18 protein-coding genes are annotated in these 23,589 nt (G+C 69.1%); 6 read left to right on the top strand and 12 right to left on the bottom strand.

Features of this window, described 5'->3' with window-relative positions; genetic code table 11:
* Window positions 1-10: 10 nt before the first annotated feature.
* Window positions 11-901 carry a LysR family transcriptional regulator gene (locus tag C8E96_RS16575; protein WP_228770296.1) on the bottom strand — a complete coding sequence of 297 codons (891 nt, stop codon included), beginning with the start codon at window positions 899-901 and terminating at the stop codon, window positions 11-13.
* A 302-nt stretch (window positions 902-1,203) separates the two neighbouring features.
* Between C8E96_RS16575 and C8E96_RS16570 the strand changes: the two genes are divergently transcribed.
* Window positions 1,204-2,733, top strand: coding sequence for an alkaline phosphatase family protein (locus C8E96_RS16570; protein WP_091383467.1), 1,530 nt, complete (start codon window positions 1,204-1,206; stop codon window positions 2,731-2,733).
* Between the two features lie 73 nt (window positions 2,734-2,806).
* Window positions 2,807-3,262, top strand: a complete 456-nt coding sequence (locus C8E96_RS16565) for an NUDIX domain-containing protein (protein ID WP_228770295.1) — start codon at window positions 2,807-2,809, stop codon at window positions 3,260-3,262.
* Between the two features lie 57 nt (window positions 3,263-3,319).
* On the opposite strand, the gene C8E96_RS16560 is transcribed toward C8E96_RS16565, so the two are convergent.
* The 6 genes from C8E96_RS16560 to C8E96_RS16535 form a co-directional block, all read right to left on the bottom strand.
* Entirely contained in the window at window positions 3,320-4,753 is a 1,434-nt protein-coding gene (locus tag C8E96_RS16560; RefSeq protein WP_091383465.1) for an aldehyde dehydrogenase family protein, read from the bottom strand.
* On the bottom strand, window positions 4,750-5,829 hold the full coding sequence (locus tag C8E96_RS16555) for a zinc-binding dehydrogenase (RefSeq protein WP_091383464.1): 1,080 nt from the start codon (window positions 5,827-5,829) through the stop codon (window positions 4,750-4,752). Before C8E96_RS16555 ends, C8E96_RS16560 begins: the two co-directional genes overlap by 4 nt.
* Window positions 5,830-5,838: 9 nt before the next feature.
* Window positions 5,839-7,146, bottom strand: coding sequence for an MFS transporter (locus C8E96_RS16550; RefSeq protein ID WP_091383463.1), 1,308 nt, complete (start codon window positions 7,144-7,146; stop codon window positions 5,839-5,841).
* Window positions 7,147-7,152: 6 nt separating this feature from the next.
* On the bottom strand, window positions 7,153-8,397 hold the full coding sequence (phnA, locus tag C8E96_RS16545) for a phosphonoacetate hydrolase (RefSeq protein WP_228770294.1): 1,245 nt from the start codon (window positions 8,395-8,397) through the stop codon (window positions 7,153-7,155).
* Between the two features lie 216 nt (window positions 8,398-8,613).
* Window positions 8,614-10,659 carry a S8 family serine peptidase gene (locus C8E96_RS16540; protein ID WP_228770293.1) on the bottom strand — a complete coding sequence of 682 codons (2,046 nt, stop codon included), beginning with the start codon at window positions 10,657-10,659 and terminating at the stop codon, window positions 8,614-8,616.
* A 278-nt stretch (window positions 10,660-10,937) separates the two neighbouring features.
* A complete protein-coding gene (locus C8E96_RS16535) occupies window positions 10,938-12,863 on the bottom strand; it encodes a M14 family zinc carboxypeptidase (protein ID WP_228770292.1) in 1,926 nt (641 codons plus the stop codon).
* Between the two features lie 586 nt (window positions 12,864-13,449).
* Here C8E96_RS16535 and C8E96_RS34085 point away from each other — a divergent pair.
* Genes C8E96_RS34085 through C8E96_RS16525 form a run of 3 tightly spaced genes read left to right on the top strand, consistent with a single transcriptional unit; the run spans window position 13,450 to window position 15,920 of the window.
* A complete protein-coding gene (locus C8E96_RS34085; RefSeq protein WP_228770291.1) occupies window positions 13,450-13,899 on the top strand; it encodes a hypothetical protein in 450 nt (149 codons plus the stop codon).
* Window positions 13,781-14,767 carry an MFS transporter gene (locus tag C8E96_RS16530; RefSeq protein ID WP_228770304.1) on the top strand — a complete coding sequence of 329 codons (987 nt, stop codon included), beginning with the start codon at window positions 13,781-13,783 and terminating at the stop codon, window positions 14,765-14,767. Before C8E96_RS34085 ends, C8E96_RS16530 begins: the two co-directional genes overlap by 119 nt.
* Window positions 14,768-14,783: 16 nt before the next feature.
* Entirely contained in the window at window positions 14,784-15,920 is a 1,137-nt protein-coding gene (locus tag C8E96_RS16525; RefSeq protein ID WP_091383460.1) for a TIGR03364 family FAD-dependent oxidoreductase, read from the top strand.
* A 128-nt stretch (window positions 15,921-16,048) separates the two neighbouring features.
* Here C8E96_RS16525 and C8E96_RS16520 read toward each other — a convergent pair whose 3' ends face one another.
* From C8E96_RS16520 to C8E96_RS16500, 5 genes are all read right to left on the bottom strand, one after another.
* A complete protein-coding gene (locus C8E96_RS16520) occupies window positions 16,049-18,865 on the bottom strand; it encodes a glycosyl hydrolase family 95 catalytic domain-containing protein (protein ID WP_091383459.1) in 2,817 nt (938 codons plus the stop codon).
* A 270-nt stretch (window positions 18,866-19,135) separates the two neighbouring features.
* Entirely contained in the window at window positions 19,136-20,095 is a 960-nt protein-coding gene (locus C8E96_RS16515; protein WP_091383458.1) for a helix-turn-helix transcriptional regulator, read from the bottom strand.
* 168 nt (window positions 20,096-20,263) lie between these two features.
* On the bottom strand, window positions 20,264-21,514 hold the full coding sequence (locus C8E96_RS33735) for a hypothetical protein (protein ID WP_176926851.1): 1,251 nt from the start codon (window positions 21,512-21,514) through the stop codon (window positions 20,264-20,266).
* A gap of 58 nt (window positions 21,515-21,572) precedes the next feature.
* Entirely contained in the window at window positions 21,573-21,998 is a 426-nt protein-coding gene (locus tag C8E96_RS16505; RefSeq protein WP_091383457.1) for a cupredoxin domain-containing protein, read from the bottom strand.
* Window positions 21,999-22,086: 88 nt separating this feature from the next.
* Entirely contained in the window at window positions 22,087-22,641 is a 555-nt protein-coding gene (locus tag C8E96_RS16500) for a DUF6529 family protein (RefSeq protein ID WP_091383456.1), read from the bottom strand.
* A 141-nt stretch (window positions 22,642-22,782) separates the two neighbouring features.
* Between C8E96_RS16500 and C8E96_RS16495 the strand changes: the two genes are divergently transcribed.
* Window positions 22,783-23,517, top strand: coding sequence for an anti-sigma factor (locus tag C8E96_RS16495; protein ID WP_091383455.1), 735 nt, complete (start codon window positions 22,783-22,785; stop codon window positions 23,515-23,517).
* The last annotated feature ends 72 nt before the right edge of the window (window positions 23,518-23,589 follow it).

Below are 23,589 nucleotides of genomic sequence, written 5' to 3'. Positions count from 1 at the left end.
TCCACGGTGGTCACGTTGTGGGGGTTTCATCAGGCCAGTGGCGGAGGGCTCGGAGGATTGTCAGGAAAGCCTGTTCGGCGGGGGCCAGTAGGCGGTCCTTGCGGTGGGCGGCGACGATCGTGCGGGCCGGGGAGGCGGGCTCGACGGCGAGCACGGCGAGCCTGCCGTCGGCGAGTTCGCGGGCCACGGTGTGCTCAGAGACCAGGGAGACACCCAAGCCCGACTGCACGGCCTGCTTCACCGTCTCCATGCCCCACATCTCGATGGTCGAGGCGAGCCGCAGATCCCAGGCGATCAGCGCCGCATCCTGCATCCGGCGCGTCGAAGACCCCTTCTCCCGCAGGATGAAGTGCTCGCCGACCAACTGGTGGGGGGCGACGGGCGCACCGATGAGCGGATGCCCGGGGGCGGTGACGACAACCGGCTGGTCGGGCAGGATCGGCTCGGACCGGATCGCCGCCGACGTGGGCTCCCCCGCGAACACCGCGAGCGCGATCTGACCCGCCAGCAGCCGTTCCGCGACCTGCTCGGCGTTGCCGACGAACAGCCCGCAGTCGATATTCGGGTGGTCCTGGTGGAACCGCGCGAGCAACTCCGGCAGCAGGTAGGTGCCGACCGTGCTGGTGCCGCCGATGTGCAGCTTGCCCCGCCCCAGCCCCTGGACCTGGCGGACGGCCGTGATGGCCTCGTCGGCGAGCAGGAACAGCCTGCGGGCGTACTCGGCCAGCACCTCCCCCTCCGCGGTGGGCGTCGCGTACGCGCCGGAGCGGTCGACCAGCGGCGCCCCCAGGGACGTCTCGAGTTGGCGGACCTGGTTGGACACCGACGGCTGGCTCATATAGAGCTTGGCCGCCGCCGCGGAGAAACCACCGCATTCGATGACCTGCAAAAAGATCCACAACCGATGAAAATTCAACTGCTCCACTAGTCCGCCTCCCCGGAATTTTTTACTGTTGGTTACGGCGGGTCGGGATGGTTCCGGTTGTGTGGGCACCGTGGTTCATTGGCGTCGCGGTCCCCTTAGGTGGCGGTTATGTGGGGGCTGGCGCGACTGAGTGTCGCATGGCGGTTTGGGTGCCGCCGACCTGCGGGAAGTTGCCTGGGCTATAGCGCCTATAGGCACATCGTGGGTTCATCGGGCGCGTCTGAGTGGCCAGGATCACGTAACCCTGCATATGCCGACTCCATCTCGGAAGGCACCTCATGGCTCCACGACGCACAGTGCTCACCCTGGCCGGGGCGGCCGTACTCGCCGCCGCTGTCGGTGTCTCCCTGCCGACGCCACCAGACGCCGCCGCCAACGTCCGCCCGCAGAAGGTCGTCGTGTTCGGCATCGACGGCCTGGTCTTCAGCAAGGTCGCCCCGCTCAACACCCCGACCCTCGACGGGCTGGTCGCGGCGGGCCGGTTCAGTGAGACGTGGCTGCCCGCCAACCCGATGGCGCCCACGTTCTCCGGCCCCGGGTGGTCCACCATCGCCACCGGTGTCTGGCCCGACAAGCACAAGGTCCTGAGCAACAACTGGGGCTCCACCACCAACCTCGCCCAGTACCCCGACTTCCTGACCAGGATGGAGCGGACGAACAGCGCGAAGTCCACCTTCGCCATCGCCAACTGGCCCCCGCTGACCACCACCGCCGTGGGCCCGCCCATCTTCACCGACGAGATCGACACGAAAATCAGCGTGTCCGGGTCGCTGCCGGTCGCGGAGGCCGACACGGAGATCGTCACCAAGGCGTCCGCCCACTTCAAGAACGTCGGACCCGACGCCTCGTTCGTGTACTTCCACGCAGTCGACACGGCCGGACACAACTGCGGCACCGAGCAGGCGTGCTACCGCACCGCGATCGAGCAGACCGACGCCAACCTCGGCAAGGTGATCAACTCGATCAAGTCCAGGGCGAACTACGCCAACGAGGACTGGACGTACATCGTCACCACCGACCACGGCCACGTGCCCACGGGCGGCCACGGTGGGTCCAGCATCGAGGAACGGCGCTCGTTCGTCCTCGAAGTGGGCCCAGGTATCCCCAACGGCACCACGAAGATCGCCAAGAACGTCGACATCGCCCGCACCGTCCTGGAGATCCAGGGCGTCCCCATCAGCGGCAGCTGGGGCCTGGACGGGCGCAGGCTCGGCGCTCCCGCGACGGACACGTTCGACACCCTGCTCGGCTCACTCAAACCCCGCGTGGACGAGACCGGCATCCCGTCGACGGTGCTGGGCTGGACGCAGACCCCGCCCACGGGCTGGCGAATCGACAACTCGCGGATGGGCACCGGCGGGATGACCGAGTGGCGCGGCTGGTCGTTCACCACCGACGAGTTCTGGAACCGGGCCCAGCGCGACCAGTGGCGGGAGAACAACGTCCGTGCCCGCGGCGTGTTCGCCGTCGCCGACTCCGACGAGTGGTCCGACAAGACGACGAGCGGGTTGTTCGACAGCACCCTGGTGTCGAGGGACTACGACGTCGCGGGCAAGCCGTACGTCCTGGTCATCTTCAAGTCCCACTACCGCAAGGAAGGGCTGGAGACGGCGACCATGACGGTGTCCTTCGACGGCGGCCCGGAGAAGGAGATCGTGCGCTACACCGGCGACGTGATCGCCAAGCACGAGCAGTACAACGTCACCGTGCCTGCCGGAGCGTCCAAGATGGTCGTGCGCTGGCGGCTGTCCAACGGCGACAATGACTTCTACTGGGCGATCGACGATCCGTGGGTCTGGCGGCCGTAACCGCCGCTCGAGCCTGAGGCCCTCCACCGTCCCCTGCCGGTGGAGGGCCTCTCCCTGTTCGAGAGGAGTGGATGTGAGCGAAGTGGAAGACCCATGGCAGCCGGGCCGGTCCGCGGTGCGGGTGGTCTGTGTGGACGGTCAGGGGCGGGTGCTGCTGCTCAAGTGGCGCGGACCGGAAGCGGACTACTGGGAGCCACCCGGCGGCGGCGTTGACCCCGGCGAGTCACCGGAGGCGGGGGCGCGCCGCGAGTTCCACGAGGAGACCGGCCTTCCCGGCAGCGCCGTCACGGACACCGTCGTCGAGGTCAGACGGGACTTCGCGTGGTTCGGCAAGCCCGCGCCCCGGGTCGAGCTGTTCTACCTCGCCCGGGTCGAGGAGGCCCAGGCGGCTGCCCCGGTGACGTTGTCGGCGTGGGAGGTGGGCAAGTACGTGGAGTCCCAGTGGTTCACCGTGGCCGACCTCGCCGACGTCGACGCGCACGTGGAGCCGCCCGACCTGCCGGAAATCCTGCGCACGCTCACGTCGTGAACGCCGAAAAGGGCCCGGTTCCGTCGGGGGCGGAACCGGGCCCTTCTCCCTACCTGGTCAGTACGTGATGCAGGCGGAGCGCCACTCGGTGTAGAAGTCCCACACCTGCGGCGAGCACTCCGGCGCCCCGTACTGCGACATCTTCGAGCCCATGTGCGGCAGGTGCGCGTACGCGCCCACACCGGGCCGGTTGACGTGCAGCATGCCCGCCTCGAACTGGTCGAGCGCCTCGAACATGCGCGCCGGGTTCTGGGTGAAGATGGTTCCGGACATGCCGTACTTCACCGAGTTCGAGATGCGCATGGCGTCGTCGAACCCGTCGCAGTCCACAACGGACAGGACCGGCCCGAACACCTCCTCCTGCGCGATCTCGCTGTCCCACGGCACATCCCGCAGGACGGTCGGGGTCACGTAGTAGCCCTCGGGCAGGCCCTCGACTGCCCGTTCGCCACCGCAGACCACCTTGGCGCCGACGGCCACCGCGCCCTCGACCGCGGCCAGGCACGCGTCGAGGCGTTCCTGGTTGACCACGGGGCCGATGTCGGCCGCGGGGTCGGTGCCGATGCCCACGCGCATCGCCGAGACTCGGTCGTGCAGCCTGGCCAGCAGCTCCTCCTTGACCCGCACGTCCACCACGACCCGGCTGGTGGCACTGCACCGCTGCCCGGACTGGCCGAACGCGCCGTGGATGATCGCCGCCACCGCCTTGTCCAGGTCGGCGTCGTCCAGCACGATCAGCGCGTTCTTGCCGCCCAACTCGAGCTGGGTACGCAGCAGCCGGTTCGCGCCGCCGACGTGGATGGCCCGACCGACCGCAAGCGAACCGGTGAAGGAGATGCCCGCGACCCGCTCGTCGGCCACCAGGGCCTCGCCCGCCTCCCGGTCGCCCTGGATCAGGTTGAGCACGCCGTCGGGGGTGCCCGCCTCGGCGAACACCTCCACCAGCAGCTGGGCGGTCAGCGGCGTGAACGGCGACGGCTTGAGCACCGCCGTGCAGCCGGCCAGCAGCGCGGGCGCGACCTTCCACATCGGAATCGCCAGCGGGAAGTTCCACGGCGTCACGAGCCCGACTACCCCGATCGGCTTGCGGAACGTCAGCGCGATCGTGCGCGCCTCCTCGGCCGGGGTGGTGACGCCGTTGAGCCTGCGCGCCTCCCCCGCGGTGAACTCGAGGATGGCCAGCGCCCGGTCTACCTCGCCGCGGGCCTCACCGAGCCGCTTGCCCTGCTCGCGGGTGATGGCCGCGGCCACCTCGTCGCCGCGCGCGGCGAGCACGGCCTGTGCCTTGGTCAGCACCGCCGCCCGCTTGATCGGGCCGAGTTCACGCCACGCGGGCCAGGCCGCGTGCGCGGCGTCGACGGCGGCCGTGACGTCGGCGGCACCGGACTCGGCGAACTCGCCGACGATGTCGCTCAGGTCGCCGGGGTTGACGTTCGTCCGGGTCTCCCCGGACGTGGCGGGCCGCCACTGTCCGTTGACGAAGTTGCTCACTGCTCCACCTTGATGGCGATCCGGGGAGCCCGCAGGCTCCGGGCGTCGGTGATGGCGTCGGCGTAGTCGGCGAGCGGGTAGCTCGTCGGGACCAGGTCGGCGAACGCCTGCTGGTCGGGCACCCGGTCGAGGAAGTCGATCGCCTCGGCCAGGTCGGCCACGCCGTAGTTGTGGCTGCCGACCACGGTCGACAGATTCTTGACGAACTGGCTCGGCTCGAAACTGATCTCGGGGGCGGGCGAGACCGAGCCGACGAGCGCGATGCGGCCGTCGATGCCGATGAGGTCGAACGCCGACCGCACGGCGGCGGAGTTGCCGGTGACCTCGATGACCACGTCCGCGCCAAGCCCGTCGGACACCTCGGTCACCACCGCCGCCAACTCCTCCGGCCCGCACACCGCGGTGGCGCCGAAGGTCAGCGCCGTCTTCCTGCGGCCCTCGTCGAGGTCGCAGGCGATCACCTTGGCCGCACCCTGGTCGACGGCGTAGGCCACGGCGGTCAGGCCGAGCATGCCGCACCCGAGGACGACGACGGTGTCGCCCGCGGTGAGCCGCGCCCGGTGGGCCGCGCAGACCACGGTCGCGGTCGCGCAGTTCGCCGGGGTGGCCACCTCGTCGGGCATCGACTCCGGCACCCGCACGACTCCGGTCCCGGCGGGCAGGTGGCAGTGGGTGGCGAAGCCGCCGTTGAGCCACCACTGGTCGGACATCTTCTCGTGCCCGTACTTGCGTACGGTCAGGCACTTCTGCGGCACGCCCTTCGCGCAGCGCACGCACGTCCCGCAGGAGGTGCCGATCGTCCAGGTGACCCGGTCGCCCGGGGCCAGGACCGCGCCGCGGTGGTCGGGCACCTCGCCGCCGGTGGCGACCACCGTGCCCACGATCTCGTGACCGAGCACGGTGGGCACCGGGGTCGAGCGGTGCCCGGCGATGGTGTGCAGGTCGCTGCCGCAGATCGTGCTCATGCGGACCCGCACGACCACCTCGCCAGGGGCGGGCTCGGGCAGCCGTTCGGGCTCCAGGGTGAAGCCGGTCTCGGTGCCGTGCCAGACCACCGCGGTCGCGTTTTCGGACATCGGAACTCCTTACCTGCGGATGGTCAGGGCCGCGAGGGCGCTGCACACGCAGGACACCGCGACGATCGGGAAAATCATGTTGGTCTGGCCGGTCGCGTCCATGAAGGCGCCGATGATCGGCTCCGCCGTGCCCGCGAACAGGTACGAGAAGAAATTCACGATCCCGATGGCCGTGCCCGCCATCTTCTTGCCCGCGATGTCCGGGCACAGCGCCCAGAACGAGGACTGCGGGCCGTAGACGAAGAACCCGGTGAAGAACAGGACCACGATGCCCAGGACCGGGCTCAGCGGCAGCAGGTACATCCCCATCGCGAACACCGCGCCGAGGATCATGAACAGCGCGATGGGCCGGTCCCGGCGCGACCCGAACAGCTTGTCCGAGATGGTCCCGTTGGTCAGCGCGCCGACCGCCATGCCGACCGGCAGGGCCACCGAGATCCAGATCGGGCTGATGCCCGTGTCGGCGGTCTTCCAGTCCGAGCCGAGGAAGTACACCGGCACCCAGATCAGCAGGCCGTAGCGGGCGGAGTTGAGGAAGCCGATCGCGATGCCGGTCGACCAGATCTTCGGGCTGCGCAGGACCGCCTTGTACCGGGCCCACGACGACTCGCCCTTCGCGGTCAGGCCGTCACCCTTGACCGAGACCTTCTCGTGGTCCTCGAGGAACTTCTTCGGCGGGGTGATCTTGAGGTCGGACGGCTTGTCCCTGGCGGTGAGCCAGAAGGTCAGGCCGCCGACGAGCATCAGCAGCACCGGGATGCGGAAGATCCAGCGCCAGTCCAGCTCGAAGGTGTCCACGACCAGGGTCGAGGTCACGAACGCCAGGACGGAGGCGGAACCCGCGGCGAAGGTGTAGAAGCCGAAGCTCTTGCCCCGCTCGTGCGGGGTCCACCAGTTGGAGATGACCCGGCCGCCCGCGGCCCAGCCCATGGCCTGGGCGAAACCGTTGCCGCCCCAGAGGACCGCCAGCGACTTGGGGCCGGTGGCGAAGCTGGTGCACCAGTTCATGATCGTGGACAGGATCGCGCCCAGGGTCATGATCCGGCGGCCGCCGTACTTGTCGGCCAGGTTGCCGTTGACCGCCTGGCCCACGGCGTAGGTCCACAGCAGGATTCCGCTGATCGCCCCCAGGGTCGCCTTCGAGATCCCCAGTTCCGCCTGGATGCCCGGGATGGCGAAGCCGAAGGTCTGGCGTCCGGTGTAGAAGAACAGGTAGCAGAACATCGCGGCCAGCAGCATGCGCCACTGCAGCTTGCGGAACTTCTCTTCCGACACTGGGGCGGGCAGGTGGTCCGCGCTGACGCTTGTGGTGGACATGGCAGGTCACCTTGTTCCGGTGAGGTTCAGGCCGACCCAGTATGCGTCGAAGTTGCGCAGCCGGTGGCCTTCGGGGATGGTGACCGGTCGGTTCACCAGGAAAGGCACCTTCTGCTCGGTGAGTCCGCCGTGCGAGCGCAGCGGGCGGTCCAGTTGGGACAGATCGTGCCGGTCGGGAGTGGTCCCGAGTGCGACGTTGCGGTCACCGATGACGATGAGGTCGCCGATGCGGTCCTCGGGCAGTTCGAACAGCTCGGCCGCGGCGGTCTTCAGGTGGACTTCCTGCACACCGTCGGTCGCCGCGATCTCGGCGGCGATCGCCGCGTGGTCGGCGTCGACGGGCAGGTGCACGCAGGCGAAGGACCCCAGCGCGCCATGGTGGACGGTGTACGGGTCGGTGATGGGCAGGATGACCCGCGAGACGTCCTTGCCCAGCCGCTCGTCGAGCAGCTCCTGCAGGAACACCACCCCGGCCTTGCCCTCGGAGTCGGACTTGGCGTTCATGCCGTGGTCGGCGGTGATGACCAGGACCGCGCCCATGACGTCGATCTGGGCGAAGTAGCCGTCCATCATGGCGTAGAAGTCGTCGGCCTCGGGGGTGCCCGGGGCGTACTTGTGCTGCACGTAGTCGGTCAGCGACAGGTACACCAGGTCGGGCCGCTGATCCTGCAGGACCGCCACCCCGGCGGCGAGCACGAACTCGCTGAGGTCGGCGCTGTAGACCGAGGCCAGCGGCTTGCCGACCCGCTCCAGCACGTTCTCGATGCCGTGCTCGGCGACGGTGACCTGGTCGGCCTTCTCCGACGAGAAGCAGATGGCCTTCTCCGAGGGCTCCAGGCCACTGCCGAGCAGCCTGCGCAGCTTGTCCTTGGCGGTGATGATGGCGACCGACGAACCCAGCTCGGCGAACTTGGCGAAGATGGTCGGCACCCGCAGGAAGCGCGGCTCGTTCATCATCACCTCTTCGCCCCGCTCCGGGTCGAAGAAGAAGTTGCCGCTGATTCCGTGCACAGCGGGCGGTTGGCCCGTGGCGATGGACAGGTTGTTCGGGTTGGTGAACGACGGCATGGCGCAGTCACCGGTCAGAGCGCTCCCGGAGGCGATCAGGCGCTCCAGGTACGGCATGCGCCCGTGGGCGATCGCCTGCTCGTGGTAATCCGGCTCGCTGCCGTCGATGCACACCACGACGACCGGCGCGACGGGTGCGCGGTAGTCGCGTCCGTTGACCTCGATCGAGTTGGGGAACGACATTGATGTGCTTCCTTCCGCGGAGGGGCTGGTCTGAGCAGTGCTGACTGTGTTGCTCATGTGTAGCCCCACGCACGTCCGCCGAGAACCTGGCAAATCCCTATGTGGGCTATAACCGGCCGTGGCGTGGAAAGCGACGAGGACCGCCCCCGTCGAGCTTGGGAGCGGTCCTCGTCTGAAGGTCTGGCAGGTCAGATCTGGCAGGTCAGGTCGAACACGTCACAGCGTCAGCGTCCAGCTGTCGATCGTGCCCCGGTCGAAGTACTCGACGTCGCGGACCCTGAGCTTCCAGGCGCCCGAGCGGGCCTCGCCGGACAGGTTCACCGTGTAGGTGGCGTCGACATTGTCGGCGCTGTCGGAGCTGCTGTTGCTCTTCAACCGGTATGCCGTGCCGTCCGGGGCGACCAGGTCGATCACGAGGTCACCGCGCCAGGTGTGCTTGATGTGCACCTCCACCTTCGAGGTGGCGGACGCGTTGCCCGAGCAGGTGACGTTGATGGTGCTCGTCACCGCCGCGCCCGCGTCCGGAATCGCCACGTCGGTGCCGTTGGTCTGCGCCGGGCAGCCCGTCGGGGTGGTCGTGACCGTCCAGGTGAACGACGTCGAACCGGTCTTGCCCGCCGCGTCCGTCGCGGTGGCGGTCACCGTGGAGGTGCCCGCCGTGGTCGGGGTGCCGGAGATCGCGCCGGTCGAGGCGTTGACGGACAGGCCCGCGGGCAGACCCGTGGCCGACCAGGTGTACGGCGCGGTGCCGCCGGAGGCCGACAGCTGCACGGGCGCGATAGCCGTGCCGACCGTGGCGGTCTTGTTGCCCGGGTTGACCACCGAGAGCGCGGTCGACCCGCCGCCGCTGACGGCGTTCACGGTCTTCGCCGTGTCGACGAGGCCCGAGCCGCAGCCGCCGGTGCAGGTGCCCGGAAGCGGGCGGGTGTTGGCCTTGAGCAGGGATTCCACCTCGGCGGGGGTCAGGGTGGACTTCTTCGCGACCATCAGCGCGGCGACACCCGCGACGTGCGGGGCGGCCATGCTGGTGCCCATGTAGGGCTCGTAGTTCTCCGCGGTCGGACCCTGGTCACCGGCGTTGAGCGTGGACCAGATGCCGTTCTCCGGCGTGGTGATGCTGCCTGCCGGATCGCTTTCCTTGCGGACCTCGCCACCGGGTGCGGCCACGTCGATCTTCGCACCGAAGTTGGAGTAGAACGCCCGGTTGCCCTGGCGGCTGCTCGACGCGACGGCGACGACGTTGTCGCAGTTCGCCGGGGTGAAGCCGGAGACGTCGACGTTGGAGTTGCCCGCGGCGATGACCACGGTGCTGCCGCGCTGGACCGCGCCGTTGATCGCGTTCTGGTAGGTGGACAAGCAGGAGGACTGTCCGCCCAGGCTCAGGTTGAGGACCTTGGCCGGGGTCGGGTTCGCGGGCACACCGCTCACCGTCCCGCCCGAGGCCCAGGTGATCGCGTCGGCGATGTCCGAAGTGGACCCACCGCACTTGCCGAGCACGCGGATCGGCTGGATCTTGGCGTTGTAGGCGATGCCCGCGATGCCCTTGCCGTTGTTGGTCTGCGCGGCGATGGTGCCCGCGACGTGCGTGCCGTGCCAGGAGGAATTGCGTCCCGGCTGCAGGAAGCAGGGGCTGGACATGCTGCCGTCGCCCGGGTCGGAGGCGTCGGCGTCACGGCCGTTGCCGTCGACGGCGTTGTTCGGGTCGGAGATGAAGTCGTAGCCGGGCACGACCTGCGCGGCGAGGTCGGAGTGCGCGACGTAGCCGGTGTCGATGACCGCGACGGTCACGCCGGTGCCGGTGGACTGGGTCCAGGCGCCGGGGACGTTCATGCCCGCGGTGGCCTCGTACAGGTCCCACTGCTTGGCGTACTCGGTGTCGTTCGGCTCGGCCTGCGCGTGCACGATCAGGTCCGGCTCGACGTAGGCCACGGCCGGGTCGTCACGGTAGGACCGCACGATGGACTCGACGGACGCGCGGTCGGCGGAGCCGACGTCGACGAGCGCCGCCCCGGTCGACAGCCTGCGCAGGAGCTTGCCCTTGTTGGTGGTCCGGCCGGAAGCGTCCTGCGCGGCAGCCACATCGGACAGTGCCGCGTTCGCGGAAGTCTTGTAGCCGACGATGATTCGCGTCGTCCCGTCAGCCGCGGCGACCGCGGTGTCCGCGGCGGTGGCCGACCCGGTCGACAGCGCGATCACCACCCCGGTCGACGCGGTGATGCTCGCGACCGCGGCCGCGAGCACCTTCTTTGTTTTCCTCTGCACAGGGAGTCCTTTCCATTGCCCTCGTGCCGGCGCACAGTAATTCGACGACTCCCGTGCGCACAGTGCCGATCCGGACAATCGACGGATTCGGACATCACCAGATTTCCCAGTGTTGGGTAAGCCGACCAGCACCGATGGCACGTGCCTAGGCCCGCTCGGTCGCGGTGACGTTTCGGGGGTCCCGCACGAACACGCCATCGAAGTTGGCAGTGTTCGTGCGGGACCCCCGAAACGTCACCACAAAAGCGACCGAGCCGCGCCGGCGAGCCGGCGCCATGTCACAGCGTCAGGGTCCAGCTGTCGATGTTGCCGGTGTCGAAGGAGGCGACGTCCTGGACCTTGAGCTTCCAGGCCCCGGAGCGCTGCTCCGCGGACAGGTTCACCGTGTAGGTCGCGTCGACGTTGTCCGCGCTGTCCGACGAGGACGAGTTCTTCAGCCGGTAGGTGCTCCCGTCCGGCGCCACGAGGTCGATGACCAGGTCACCGCGCCAGGTGTGCTTGATGTGCACCTCCACCTTGCTGGTGGCCGACGCGGTGCCCGCGCACGAGACGTCGATCGTGCTCGTCACCGCCGCACCTCTGTCCGGAATGGACACGTCCGTGCCGTTCGTCATCGCCGCGCACGTGCCCGACGCGGTCACCGTCCAGGTGAACGTCGTGCTGCCGGACCCACCAGCCGAGGCCGTCGCCGTCGCGGTGACGGTGAAGGTGCCCGCGGCGGTGGGCGTGCCTGAGATGACACCAGTCGAGGCGTTGAGCGACAGGCCGGCGGGCAGGCCCGTGGCCGACCAGGTGTACGGCGCGGTGCCGCCGGAGGCCTGCAGCTGCACCGGGGAGATCGCGGTCCCGACCGTCGAGGTCTTGGCGCCCGGGTCGGTGACGGTCACCGCGCCGGTGCCCGAGCAGCTCTGGCCGATGGACCGCTTCGGGCAGTCGGCGAAGTCGAGCAGATGCAGGACCGCGGCGCGGTTGCGGGAGGTCTCCCTGGCGATGATCTCGTCACCGGGGTAGAAGCCGCCGCCGAGCACGCCGGACGGGAACATCTCGAAGGTGTAGCCGTAGATCTTCTGGTCGCCCCACAGCCAGTCGTCGATGGAGCCGTCGGTGATGTAGAGGTCGGAGGACTGCTCTGGGGTGTAGCCGTTGGTCTGCGCCATCGCCCGGCCGATGGTGGAGAACACCCTCTGGTCGTCGACGGTCAGCCCCGGCGCGGTGTCGTCGTTGGTGTAGCCGAACGGCCACAGGATCAGTTCCGAGTAGGTGTGGAAGTCGATGCCGACGGTGATCTGCTGCTTGCCGCCGATCACGCGGCCGCGCACGAAGTTCGCCACCGCCTTCACTTCCGGCGCGGACTCGGGGGCCGCGCCGCGGTAGGTGTCGGAGCTGAAGCTGCCCGACGAGCCGCCGCAGCAGCCCCACTTGTAGTTCCAGTTGCGGTTCATATCCGTGCCGACATACGTCGAGCCCGGGTTCGGCTGCCGGTTCTTGCGCCAGCTCTTGTAGGAGCCGGTGGAGATGTCGAACTCGCCGCCGTCGGGGTTGAGGTCGGGCAGGATCCAGATCTCGCGCGAGTCGACCACGCCCTTGATCCGGCTGTCCGTGGCGTACTTGCCGGTCAGCTCGTTGATCAGGTAGACCGCCATCTCGACCGTGAGGTGCTCGCGGGCGTGCTGGTGGTGGGTGAACAGGACCTCCGGCTCGTTCTCGTCGGTGGCCGCGTTGTCCGAGATCTTCAACGCGTAGAGGTCACGGCCCTCGTGGGACTTCCCGTACACCTGCTTGGTGATGATCCCCGGGTGGTCGGCGACCGCCTTGTTGATGACGGCGACCATCTCGGAGTAGTTGTGGTAGCCCGAATCCGAGCTCGGGAAGTCCTGGGGCGCGGCCTCGCTGGTCGATTCCTGCTGGATCGTCACCGGGGCGGCCTCGGCCTCGACGGTGAATCCCTGCGCGCGGATCTTGGCGACCTCGGACGGGGTCGCGGTGATCAGCAGCCTGCTGTCCTCGGTGCCGTTCACCGCCGCCCCGGTTTTGGCGATCGCGGTGCGCTGCTGCGCGGTGCGCACATTGGCGACGTGGTATTCGCCGGTCGCGCGCTCTTCGCCGCGCGCACCGTCACCCAGCGCCGGGTTGCCGCTCATCGACACGATCACGGCGAGGGCGGCGGCCGCCCCGGCCGTCAGGGAGATTCGTCTGCGATTCACTGTGCCTCCTGCGTGGGTGCCGGTTCTTCGGCACGGAGGGGCCGGGCGGAGCGGGTGACGGCCCCGACGAAGGCAACCGCCCTCACCACCCACAACGCCCGAAATGGCATGCGAATAGTGGCCCTCGGGTCACGCCGTCAACAAGCCCGGATTTGTCGCAAACAGGTTTCGCTCTTCACACCCCTGATTCTGGGAACACGACGGCGATGTCCGGTTTCACCCATTGTCGGGTTCGGCACTGGCCGCGATGGGGGCGGGCGATTAAGGTGCTCCGCCGCCGCCACCCCGGTGGGTCGGTGACTCACCATCGCGGTCGCCTCCGGGCAAAGTCAACGGGCCGGCTATAAGCGATCGGTGATGACCGCTATAGCCGATTGACAGTGCACGGTTGCCGTCGCCGAGTGTTAGACATCACATGGCACCACCCAGCACCTGACCGGGTGCACTGATTCCTGCTGTCCGAAGACAATTCGGCGCTTATGAAATCGCTGGGAATGATCCAGGCGAATAAGGCCCGGACCATCCGGCGTGAATATCCACGTACGGCGACGTTGCCATCCCGTCTGTTCACCCGAGGGACCGAGCCATGACCGGACTGACCACCACCGCTCCCACCGCCGCCGCCGACGTCGCCCCGACCTATCGGCGCTGGCGGTTCCGCATCTTCGCGATCACGTGGATCGCCTACGCGGGCTTCTACTTCACCCGCCAGACGATGTCCGTGGCCAAAGTCGGCATCCTGCAGGATCCGACCGTCAACCTCACCCTCACCAAGGCGGTGCTGGGCAACCTCGACGCGCTGTACCTGATCGCCTACGCCCTCGGGCAGTTCGTCTGGGGCACGCTCGCCGACCGGTTCGGGCCCCAGGGTGATCGTCCTCGGCGGGCTCGTGATGTCCGCCGTCGCAGCCGTCCTGTTGGGCATCGGGCCCGCCCTCATCCTGTTCGCCCCGCTCATGATCGTCCAAGGGCTGGCGCAGTCCACCGGCTGGTCCCCGCTGTGCAAGAACGTCGCCCAGTTCTTCACCATCGGTGAACGCGGGCGGATTCTCGGGCTGTGGACCACGAACTACGCCTTCGGCGGACTGGCCGCGGCGCCGTTCATCGGCTGGATCGCCTACGGCATGTTCGACTCGTGGCGAGTGGCGTTCCTGGCGGGCGCGGGCGTCGTCCTGGTTGTCGCGGTTCTGTTCGCCGTGCTGCAGCGCAACAAGCCCGCCGACGTCGGGCTGCCCCCGATCGATGAGTACCGGGCTGACGAGAATGCCGTTGTGGTGACCGAGCGCGCGAAGCCCGCCCGCTCGATCCGCGAAGCCCTGCTGGCCGCCGTGGGTGACCGGATGGTGCTGCTGCTCGGGGCGTCGTACTTCCTGCTCAAGCCCGCTCGGTACGCGATCCTGCTGTGGGGCCCGGTCATCGTGATCGAGCGAATCCCCGGTGCGGGCATGCTCAAGGCGATCGTCCTGCCCGTGGCGTTCGGCGCGGCGGGAATCTGCGCGCCCATCATCATCGGCCTGGTCTCGGACAAGCTCTTCGCCGCCCGGCGCATCCCGCCCGCGGTGCTGAGCCTGCTCGCGCTCGTGGCGGCGCTGGCGCTGTTCGTCCCCCTCACCGCCACGGGCAGCGTGCCCATGATGGCGATCATGCTGGCCCTGATCGGCTTCACGGTCTACGCCGCCGACGCGATGATCTCCTGCGTGGCCGCCGTCGACTTCGGCACGTCGGAGCACGCGGGCGCCTCTGCCGGGTTCATCAACGGCTGCGGCTCGATCGGGGCCGTCCTCGGCGGGCTGCTGCCCGGCTACCTCGGCACCAACTCACTGTTCTTCGGGTTCGCCGGTGCCGCCTTGGTCGCGGCCCTGCTGCTGGCGCCCAAGTGGAAGTCCACGCCCGCTGCGGCCTGATCGGAAAGGACGAGACATGACTGGCGAACGACAAGCGGACCTCGCGGTGGTCGGCGGCGGGATCGTGGGGCTGGCGCACGCGCTCGCCGCCGCCCGCACCGGCAGGCGGGTGGTGCTCTTCGAACGCGACGAGCACGCGGTAGGCGCCTCGATCCGCAACTTCGGTCTGCTGTGGCCCATCGGCCAGCCCGCGCCGACCTACGACCGGGCGATGCGCAGCCGCGAGATCTGGCTGGACCTCCTCAAGCGCGGCGGCGCCTGGTATGCCGAGAGCGGGTCACTGCACCTGGCGCACCACGCCGACGAGCAGGCCGTGCTGGAGGAGTACGTCGCCACCGCCGCGCACGCCGTGGAGAACGGGGTGCGCATGCTGACCGCCGCCGAAGTGCTGGAGCGCAGCGACACCGTGCGGCCCGACAACCTGCGGGGCGCCCTGTGGAGCCCGACCGAGATCAACGTCGACCCGCGCCAGGCGATTCCCACGGTGGCACGGGTCCTGGCGGAGGACTTCGGGGTCGAAATGGTGTTCGGGGCCGCGGTCCGCGAAATCAACCTCCCCACCGTGCGCACCACCGCAGGCGACTGGCGGGTGGAGCAAGTGGTGGTGTGCAGCGGCAACGAGTTCCAACAGCTCTACCCGGACGAGTTCGACGCCGCCGGGATCCGGCGCTGCAAACTGCAGATGATGCGGACCGTGCCCCAGCCCGGTGGTTGGGCGCTGGGCCCGACGCTCTGCGCGGGACTGACGCTGCTGCACTATCGATCGTTCTCCCACTGCGCCGACCTGCCCGCCCTGCGCGCCAGGTTCGAGGCCGAGCTGCCGGAGTACCTCGCCGCGGGCATCCATGTCCTGGTGTCGCAGACCATGTCGGGCGAGGTGACCCTCGGCGACAGCCATGAGTACGGGCTCACGCACAACCCCTTCCAGCACGACCGGATCGACGACGCCGTCTTCGAGTACTTCTCCCGGTTCGCGGCGCTGCCGCGAATGGAGATCGCCGAACGCTGGCACGGCATCTACCCGTCGCTGCCCGACGGGGCGACGGAACTGGTGGTCCGACCCGAGCCGAATGTGCTGATCGTCAACGGGTTGGGCGGCGCGGGGATGACGATGTCGTTCGGCCTTGCCGAGGAGGTCATCGCCGCCTGGTGACCTGGGATCACCGTCGGGCCGACCCGAAGACGAACGCTCCGGTGTGGACAGTGTCCACACCGGAGCGTTCGTCTTCGGACTTCGGGGACCGGGCTTCGAGCAGGCCCGGTCCCCTCCCGCCACGGGTGTCAGATGGCCTCCAGGCGCCACTGCTGGCTCAGGTCGTTGGTGTCGGTCTGCTGCACGATCACGGCGCCGTTGGTCGTGGAGTTGCCGCGAACGCCCATGACCTTGCCGCTGCGCACATTGACGATCTTGAAGTGGCCGTCGCCGGTGTCGGTGAGCATCCAGTGCTGGTTCGTTCCGCCCGCGTTGGGCCACTGGGCGATGGCCGCGTCGTCGGCGGTGCCGCCGCCGAGGACATCGGCGAGCAGCGACGAGTGCACGTTGACGACGTGGTACACCCGGCTGCCCAGGTCGGCGAGCCGCCAGCGCTGGTTGGCGCTGCCGCTCTTGGTGTACTGGATGAGCTGGGTGCCCTGCGTTGTGGACGAGTTCGGCACGTCGATCACCTTGCCGCTGCGGCGGTTCACCAGCACGAACGTGGTGGCCTTGGCCGGTGGGGTCACCGTGACCGAGCCGCCCGCGGCCACCGTGACCGCCTGGCTCCACGTGCCGAACTTGACCCGGGTCGACGTGCCGCCGACGCTGCGCAGGGTCGCCGAGGTGACGTTGCCGCCGCTCCAGCTCATGTCCAGGGTGAAACCGCCGCGCAGGCCCAGGCCGCGGACGCTGCCGGTCCCCCAGGCCGCGGGCGTCGCGGGCAGCAGCTCGACCAGACCGGGCCGGGAGTAGGCGAGCATGTCGAGCATCGCGACCGGCGTGCCGTAGTTCGCATCGATCTGCAGGGTGCAGGACGTACCGAACGAGTACATGTCCAGCAGGTTGATCGACGACCCGTTGCTGTTGTTGACCGACGGCTTCATCACTGTCAGCACAAGCTTGTAGGCGTTCTCGGCGTGCTTGAGCCGCGCCCAGCACATGGCCCGCCACGCGGTGGCCCAGCCGAAGCTCTCCATGCCGCGGGCGACGAGTTGGTTGCGCACCCCGATGATGTGGGACACGGGACCGCGGTCGTGGGTGAGGCGGTCACCTGGCGAGAAACCCGCCAGGCCCGAGAGGTGCCGGTGGGTGGTCTCGCCGAGGTTGGCGTCGGTCATCCACTCCTCGAGCCAACCGGTGGTGGAGCTGACCTCGGGCAGGTACAGCTTGGCCTGCAGGCCCGCGATCGTGGTGGCGTAGGCGGAGTCGAGGCCCAGCTTGGCGCACGACTGCCGGTAGTTCTCGAACAGCTGCCAGACCAGTTCCTGGGCGTAGGTGATGCCCTTGGCGGTGGTGGGGCCGTGCTCGGGCGACCAGTCGCTGTCGTCGATGAGCACCTGCTTGCCGTTGACCGTCGTGGTGATCAGCCGCGCCTCCCAGAACTGGCAGGCGCCCTTGAGCATCGCATGGATCTTGGCCAGGTACGCGGTGTCCATTGTGTACTCGTAGTGCTCGAACAGCGAGTTGCACAGCCACGCGTTGCCCGCGGGGTGCCACCACCAGCCCATGCCGCCGTAGATGTTGGTGGAGATCGCCGTCGTCCAGCCCGCGATCTTGCCGTTGCTGTTGCGGAACCAGTTGCGCGAGTCGTTGAACAGGTTCTGGGTCGTGGTGGTCCACGACGACAGCTGCGAGAGGCAGTAGTCGGCCAGCGCGTCGAAGCACTCGGACAGGCCCGCCCGGTCGGGCAGCCAGTAGTTCATCTGGACGTTGATGTCGGTGTGGTAGTCGCCCATCCAATCCGGGGTGTTCTTGTCGAACCACAGGCCCTGCAGGTTCGTCGGCAGACCGGTCCGCGAACCCGTGATCGTCAGGTAGCGCCCGTACTGCAGGTAGGAGGTCTCCAACTCCGGGTCCGGGGCGGCGCCCGCGACGGCGCGGGCGGCCAGCCGGGCCGCGGTGTCCATGCCCCGCTGGGTGGCCGAGGAGGTGCCGAGCGTGACGGACATCCGGTTGTAGAGACGCTGGTAGTCGGCGACATGCGTGCTGAACAGCGTCGCGCCGCCGGCGGCCAGCGCGGCGTTGGCCTTGGTCTTGGCCACGGCCTTCGGGTCGACCGCGGTGTCCATGAAGGACTTCGCCGGGTCGGGCACGTAGTTGGTGCCGCCGCTGATCACGATCAGCACGGCGGAGCAGCCGGAGAAGGTGACCTCGGACCCGCTGACGGACACAGTGCCGCCGCTGCTCTTGACCGCGACTACCGCGCCGTACTTCAGCCCGTTGCCCAGGGCGGAGCCGAACGACGCGGTCTTGGCCGTCGAGTCGGCGGTGGTCGTCTCGCCGTGGGTGCCGTTGAGCGCGACGCTGCCGGTGTAGGTCCCGCCGCCGCTCTGGTCGAGGCGCACGACGATGACGTCGTCGGGGTAGCTGGCGTACACCTCGCGGGTGTAGGTGACCCCGTTGTAGGTGTAAGTGGTCGAGGCGTAGCCGTTGGACAGGTCCAGCTGCCTGCGGTAGCCGCTGACCGCCGACGCGGTGTGCGCGGGCACCTTCACATACGCCTTGGCGAGCAGGCTGATGGTGCCGAACTTCGTTGTTTCGTAAGGAAACTGGCCGTTGGTCTGCAGCTGGGCGTTGAGCGTGCCGGTCCACAGCGACGCGTCGGTGATGTACAGGGCGTCGTTCGCCGGGTCGCCGGTCACCAGGGCGCCGATGCGGCCGTTGCCGATCGGCAGGCCCTGCTCGATGATCTTCGTCTCGACGCCCGCCGACCGGTACCAGAGCTTGGTGGCCTCACCGTCGGGGACGACGTCCGACGTGGTCCGCTCGACCTCGGCGCCGATGGCGAAAACAGGGATGCCGCCGAGGGCGAGGGCCGCGCCGACCGCGCCGCCGATGCGGAGGAAGTCGCGGCGGGACCGGCCGGAGGGGCCGTCCGCGGGCGAGGAGGGTGTCGCAGACACAGGGGTCCTTTCATCAGATCGGAGAGAAACATCCGATCAGCGGGGAGGCGTGGTGCAGGTCACTGCCAACCTGTGGGGCAACAGTGTGGAATACATCTGACCTTTTGGCAACACTCCGGGACCGACGAGGAATGGCTGAACACAAACGAGCTGCAACCGACCGCCGCCTAAGGGGACCGTGACGGCGCTCGACCACGGCTCGCGCCTAGCCGCACCCGTCACCTGAAGGTGACCAAAACCCCAGAATTTCGGGGAGGCGGACTAGTCGCCTCACAGCCAGCCACGACGGGCGGCGAGCACACCGGCCTGGAACCGCGTCTCCGCGCCAAGGACGCGCATCAGCTCGGTGACTCGCCGCCCGACCGTGCGGTCGGTGACGCCGATCGTCCTGGCGATCGCGATGTCCTTCATCCCGGCCGCGAGCAAGGCCATCATTTCCTTGTCCCGCGCCGTCACGCCGTCCTCGTCCGGGATGTCGAGCGAGATCGGCCCGGCGCTTTCCCACAGTGCCTCGAAATGGGAGCACAGCGCCGCGAGCATGGACTCCGACCGGATCACCAGCCTGCGCACCGCGTCCGCGGGGTCGAACGAGACCGGCAGCACCGCCACCCGCCGGTCGGCTATCACCAGCTTCGGCTTGGCGCCCGCCAGGATCCGCGCCTGCTCGCCGCCACGCACGCAGTCGTGCATCTGCTCGACCTGCGTCGGCGTGGCAAGCGACTCCGGGGAGTAGACGACCCGAAAGGCGACTCCTTCGGCCATCCGGTCCAGTTGGATCACGTTGGGGCCCGCCTGGCCACCGAGATAGGGCGGGGAGTCGATGATCAGCACCTCGTCGGTGGCTTCGAGCTGCAACTTGGCCAGCACGGCCACCACCGCGCCCTCACCCTCGACCAGCTCGACCGGGTTACGCGTCCCGGTGCCCACCGACCGCCGCCGCGCCGCCAGTTCCTCGATGCGCACCTGCAGCTGGGTCAGCTCGCCTCGGCGGCGGTCGACGAGGGCGGCCACCGCCACCTCCGGCGCGACCGGGGTGAACTGGGCGGGCTCGAAGCCGATCTGAAACGCCAGCCCCGCGACCACCAGCCGCCGCAAGCACGCGGTTGTCTCCGCCGCGGGCCTGCTGATGCGGCCGCCGACCTCATCGCTGTCGGCGCGACCCAGTTCGAGCAGGGCGAGGTACGCCTCGCTCTCCACTTGCCCCAAGCCGACGGGTTCCAGCAAGAACATGCGCACCTCGCCCGGTCACCGGATCCGCCCGGTCGGGGCGAGACATCCGTCGTGTCGGATTATGGCCGAGCGCGGCGGAGTCCTCCACGACGCCACGGCGCCACGCGCGTCGACGCGCCTCGGCCGGGAACCCGATGGGCTCCCGGCCGAGGCGGCTGACGCCGGAACTCAGGCGAGCTTCTTGTTCTCCGCGATGCCACCGGCGAGGGTCGCCGCCGTCATCGGCATGTGGTGGGCGGCTTCAGCGAGCTTGGTGAAGACCTGCCCGTCACCGGCGACAAGCGAGTCGATCGTCGCGAACACGCTTGCCGTGTGGGGCTTGAGTTCCTCGGCGACCGCGGCGGCCGGGAGCTCGGGAACCACCGAGTTGATCAGCTGGCCGAACGACGTCCGGTAACCGTCCAGGTCGGCCTTCGCCTTGTCCATCTTGGCCTGGTCCTTCGTGGCCTTGCCCAAGGTGTAGTCGACGAAGAAGCCGATGTGCTGACGCCACGACTCCAGGAACGGCGCCTCCGCCGCCGGGTAGGCCGAACCGACGGCCTTGGACAGGGCGACGGAGTTGCTGTCGACCGCCGCGACCGCGGCCTTGACGCTGGGCTCATTGAGGTCGCCGCCCTTGGCGACGGCCTGGGCCAGGGCGATCCCGGCCAGGTCGACGTGCGAGGTCAGCAGATGGGTGAGGCCTGCGCGCAGGCCCGCCGCGGGAGAGTTGACGTCGCCTTCGAGGCCCTTGTTCTTGGCGATGCCGCCCGCGAGGGTCGCCGCGGTCATCGGCATGTGGCCCGCCGCCTCGGTGAGCTTGGCGAAGACCTGCCCGTCACCGGCGACAAGCGAATCAATCGTCGCGAACACGCTTGCCGTGTGGGGCTTGAGTTCCTCGGCGACCGCGGCGGCCGGGAGCTCGGGAACCACCGAGTTGATCAGCTGGCCGAACGACGTCCGGTAACCGTCCAGGTCGGCCTTCGCCTTGTCCACCTTGGCCTGGTCCTTCGTGGCCTTGCCCAAGGTGTAGTCGACGAAGAAGCCGATGTGCTGACGCCACGACTCCAGGAACGGCGCCTCGGCCGCCGGGTACGCGCCGCCGATCGCCTTGGACAGGGCGACGGAGTTGGCGTCGAGGTTGGCCACGGCGGCCTTCACCCCGGGGTCGTCCATCTTGCCGCCGGCGTCGACCGCGGTCTTCAGTGCGATGGCCGCGGTGTAGACGTGCTCGGTCAGCAGCTGGGTGAGATCGGCGCGCAGCTTGGACGCGGGAGTGTCCACAGCGGCCTTGCCGGTGACACCCGCCGCCGGAGCCGACGACGCCGGGGCGCTGGTCGCGGCGGGCGGGGGCGCCGCCTGCTCGTTGGCGGAACACGCGGTCACGGTCAGCGCGGCTGCGGCGACCATGCTCAGTACGGAGAGTGCGCGGACAGACATGGTTTTCCTTTCCGGGCGGGATTTCGGGCCGCGGACTCGCGGCGCGATGAGCGGAACGTCAGCCGGTGACTTCGACCTTGCCGTTCATTCCTTTGTGGATGGAGCAGTAGTACGTGTACGAACCGGGTTCGGTGAAGGTGAAGGACACCTCGCGGTCCTTGGTCAGCGGCAGGTCCACCTTCCCGTCAGGCTGTTCGGCATTGCGCAGACCATCGCCGCCGAGGGTGAAGGTTCCGGTCGTCACCGTGTGGCCGATACCGCCGTCGACCTTCCAGACGACCGTCGTGCCCTTCTTGACAGTGAGGTCCTCCGGTGCGAAGTCGAGCAGCTTCGTCGTCACCGTCGCCGAATCGGCGGACACGGCACCGTGGCTGCCGTGGCCCGAGCTGGGGACCGAGATCGGGCCCGCCTGCCCGGACGTTCCGCAGGCGGTCACGGCGCCGCCGAACAGGACGATCAGCAAAGCCTGTCGGAACCTTGGCATCGGAACCTCCGTTTCGGTGAGAGCGCTGGGCGGAATCGGTTTCCTGTCTTGGATTCGGAGCGGCCGTCGGTGCGGATTGGACGGTGGGTCACCAATTCAGTCCCGCGGCGTCGAACCACCACAGCGCGCTCAGCGCCCACAGCACGACGAAGAGGGTGAACACGGTGCCACCGAGGATCGCGATGCCCCACCCGGGAAGCCTGCGCGAGCGGATGCCGATCATCTTGGCGGTGAACGCGCCGTAGAACAGGCAGCCCGCCAGCGAATGCGCCAGCGTCCGCGGTGTGGAGGTGTCGAAGCCGAACCCGTAAAGGCAGTAGAACGCCACCGGCAGGCTCAGCAGGAACGCCACCCTCCCGGTGGCCCGGTGCACCGGGGCGACCCAGGCAGGCGCCTGCCGCGCGCCCGGGAGCCTGCCGTACATCCACAGCGCGGTCGCCAGTTGGGCGAGCACCAGGATGAGGATGGCGCTCGCCGACCACGCCTTGAGCGACTGCGCGCTGGAGAACCAGGCCACCGGCAACTCCCGCGGGGTGTCCCCCACGGATCCGACGACGCCGAGCGTGATGGCCACCCCGGACCCGGCGAGCAGCATCGCGGCCGGCGGAACACGGGACCGCGGTGTGGTTTCGGTGCTGGTCATGGTGCCGCTCCGACCGCTCGACTCGAGTGGGGCGCGACGCCCCGCAGTGGTGATTCGACTCAGCGGCGATCGCGGATTGGAGGCGTCCGACCAGGCGTGTGCTTCGAATACCCACCGGGACACGCAGCGGAAGGGACGCACATGCCGCGAAAGACCCGGCGACCGGACCTGCACACCCTGACCGGTGCCTACGCCCTCGACGCGCTCTCCGAGCCGGAGCGAGCCGACTTCGAACGGCACCTCGCCGAGTGCGACGCGTGCGCCGAGGAGGTCGTGGAACTGCGGACCGCCGCCACCCGGCTCGCGGTCGCGGCGCAACCACCACCTGGCCTCCGAGAGCGCTTGTTGGCGGAGGTCCACCACACCCGGCAACTCCCGCCGCCACCCGCCGCCGCCCCGCGGCCGACGAGGGCCGCCGTCAAAGACCGGCGGCCGTGGCCCCTGATCGCGGTGGCCGCGAGCGTCGCCGCCGCGCTCCTGTCGGGCGCGCACGCCGTCAACCTCGACCGCGACCTCGACCTCGCGAACCAGGAGAGGCAGGTGGCGCGAGGGCACTTGGCGGGCGTGACCCGGGTCCTCGGCGCGGCCGACGTGACGTTCAGCAGTGGCCAAGGCGCCACGGTCGCGGCCTCCCGCGGGCTCGGCGAAGTCGTGCTGCTCGCCCGAAATCTGCCCGTTCTCCCGGCTGACCGGGTCTACCAAGCCTGGCTGATCGGCCCGACCGGTCCGCGCTCCCTGGGCGTGCTCACCGATCCCGGTCCGCTGCGGGCGGAGCACGCCGCCGGGGCGACTCAGCTCGGCATCACGGTCGAGCCGCTCGGCGGCTCACCCCAGCCGACCACCAGCGCTGTCGCGCTCCTCAGCCTTCGTGGGTAAACGCGCTCCGACGACCGCCGATCGGTGGGGCGGATCCCGCCAGTCGACGGGCGACACCCGTTGAACGTGGGG

The sequence above is a fragment of the Actinokineospora alba genome (genome assembly GCF_004362515.1).
GTDB lineage: Bacteria > Actinomycetota > Actinomycetes > Mycobacteriales > Pseudonocardiaceae > Actinokineospora > Actinokineospora alba.
Note: the sequence above shows the minus strand (reverse complement) of the source record. Positions and strands in the feature narration are given on the sequence as shown.

Coding starts and splice junctions, on each gene's coding strand:
- C8E96_RS16570 (WP_091383467.1), top strand. CDS start 1,204: ATGGCTCCACGACGCACAGTGCTCACCCTGGCCGGGGCGGCCGTACTC.
- C8E96_RS16555 (WP_091383464.1), bottom strand. CDS start 5,829: ATGTCCGAAAACGCGACCGCGGTGGTCTGGCACGGCACCGAGACCGGC.
- C8E96_RS16550 (WP_091383463.1), bottom strand. CDS start 7,146: ATGTCCACCACAAGCGTCAGCGCGGACCACCTGCCCGCCCCAGTGTCG.
- phnA (WP_228770294.1), bottom strand. CDS start 8,397: ATGTCGTTCCCCAACTCGATCGAGGTCAACGGACGCGACTACCGCGCA.
- C8E96_RS34085 (WP_228770291.1), top strand. CDS start 13,450: ATGACCGGACTGACCACCACCGCTCCCACCGCCGCCGCCGACGTCGCC.
- C8E96_RS16525 (WP_091383460.1), top strand. CDS start 14,784: ATGACTGGCGAACGACAAGCGGACCTCGCGGTGGTCGGCGGCGGGATC.
- C8E96_RS16515 (WP_091383458.1), bottom strand. CDS start 20,095: ATGTTCTTGCTGGAACCCGTCGGCTTGGGGCAAGTGGAGAGCGAGGCG.
- C8E96_RS33735 (WP_176926851.1), bottom strand. CDS start 21,514: ATGTCTGTCCGCGCACTCTCCGTACTGAGCATGGTCGCCGCAGCCGCG.
- C8E96_RS16505 (WP_091383457.1), bottom strand. CDS start 21,998: ATGCCAAGGTTCCGACAGGCTTTGCTGATCGTCCTGTTCGGCGGCGCC.
- C8E96_RS16500 (WP_091383456.1), bottom strand. CDS start 22,641: ATGACCAGCACCGAAACCACACCGCGGTCCCGTGTTCCGCCGGCCGCG.
- C8E96_RS16495 (WP_091383455.1), top strand. CDS start 22,783: ATGCCGCGAAAGACCCGGCGACCGGACCTGCACACCCTGACCGGTGCC.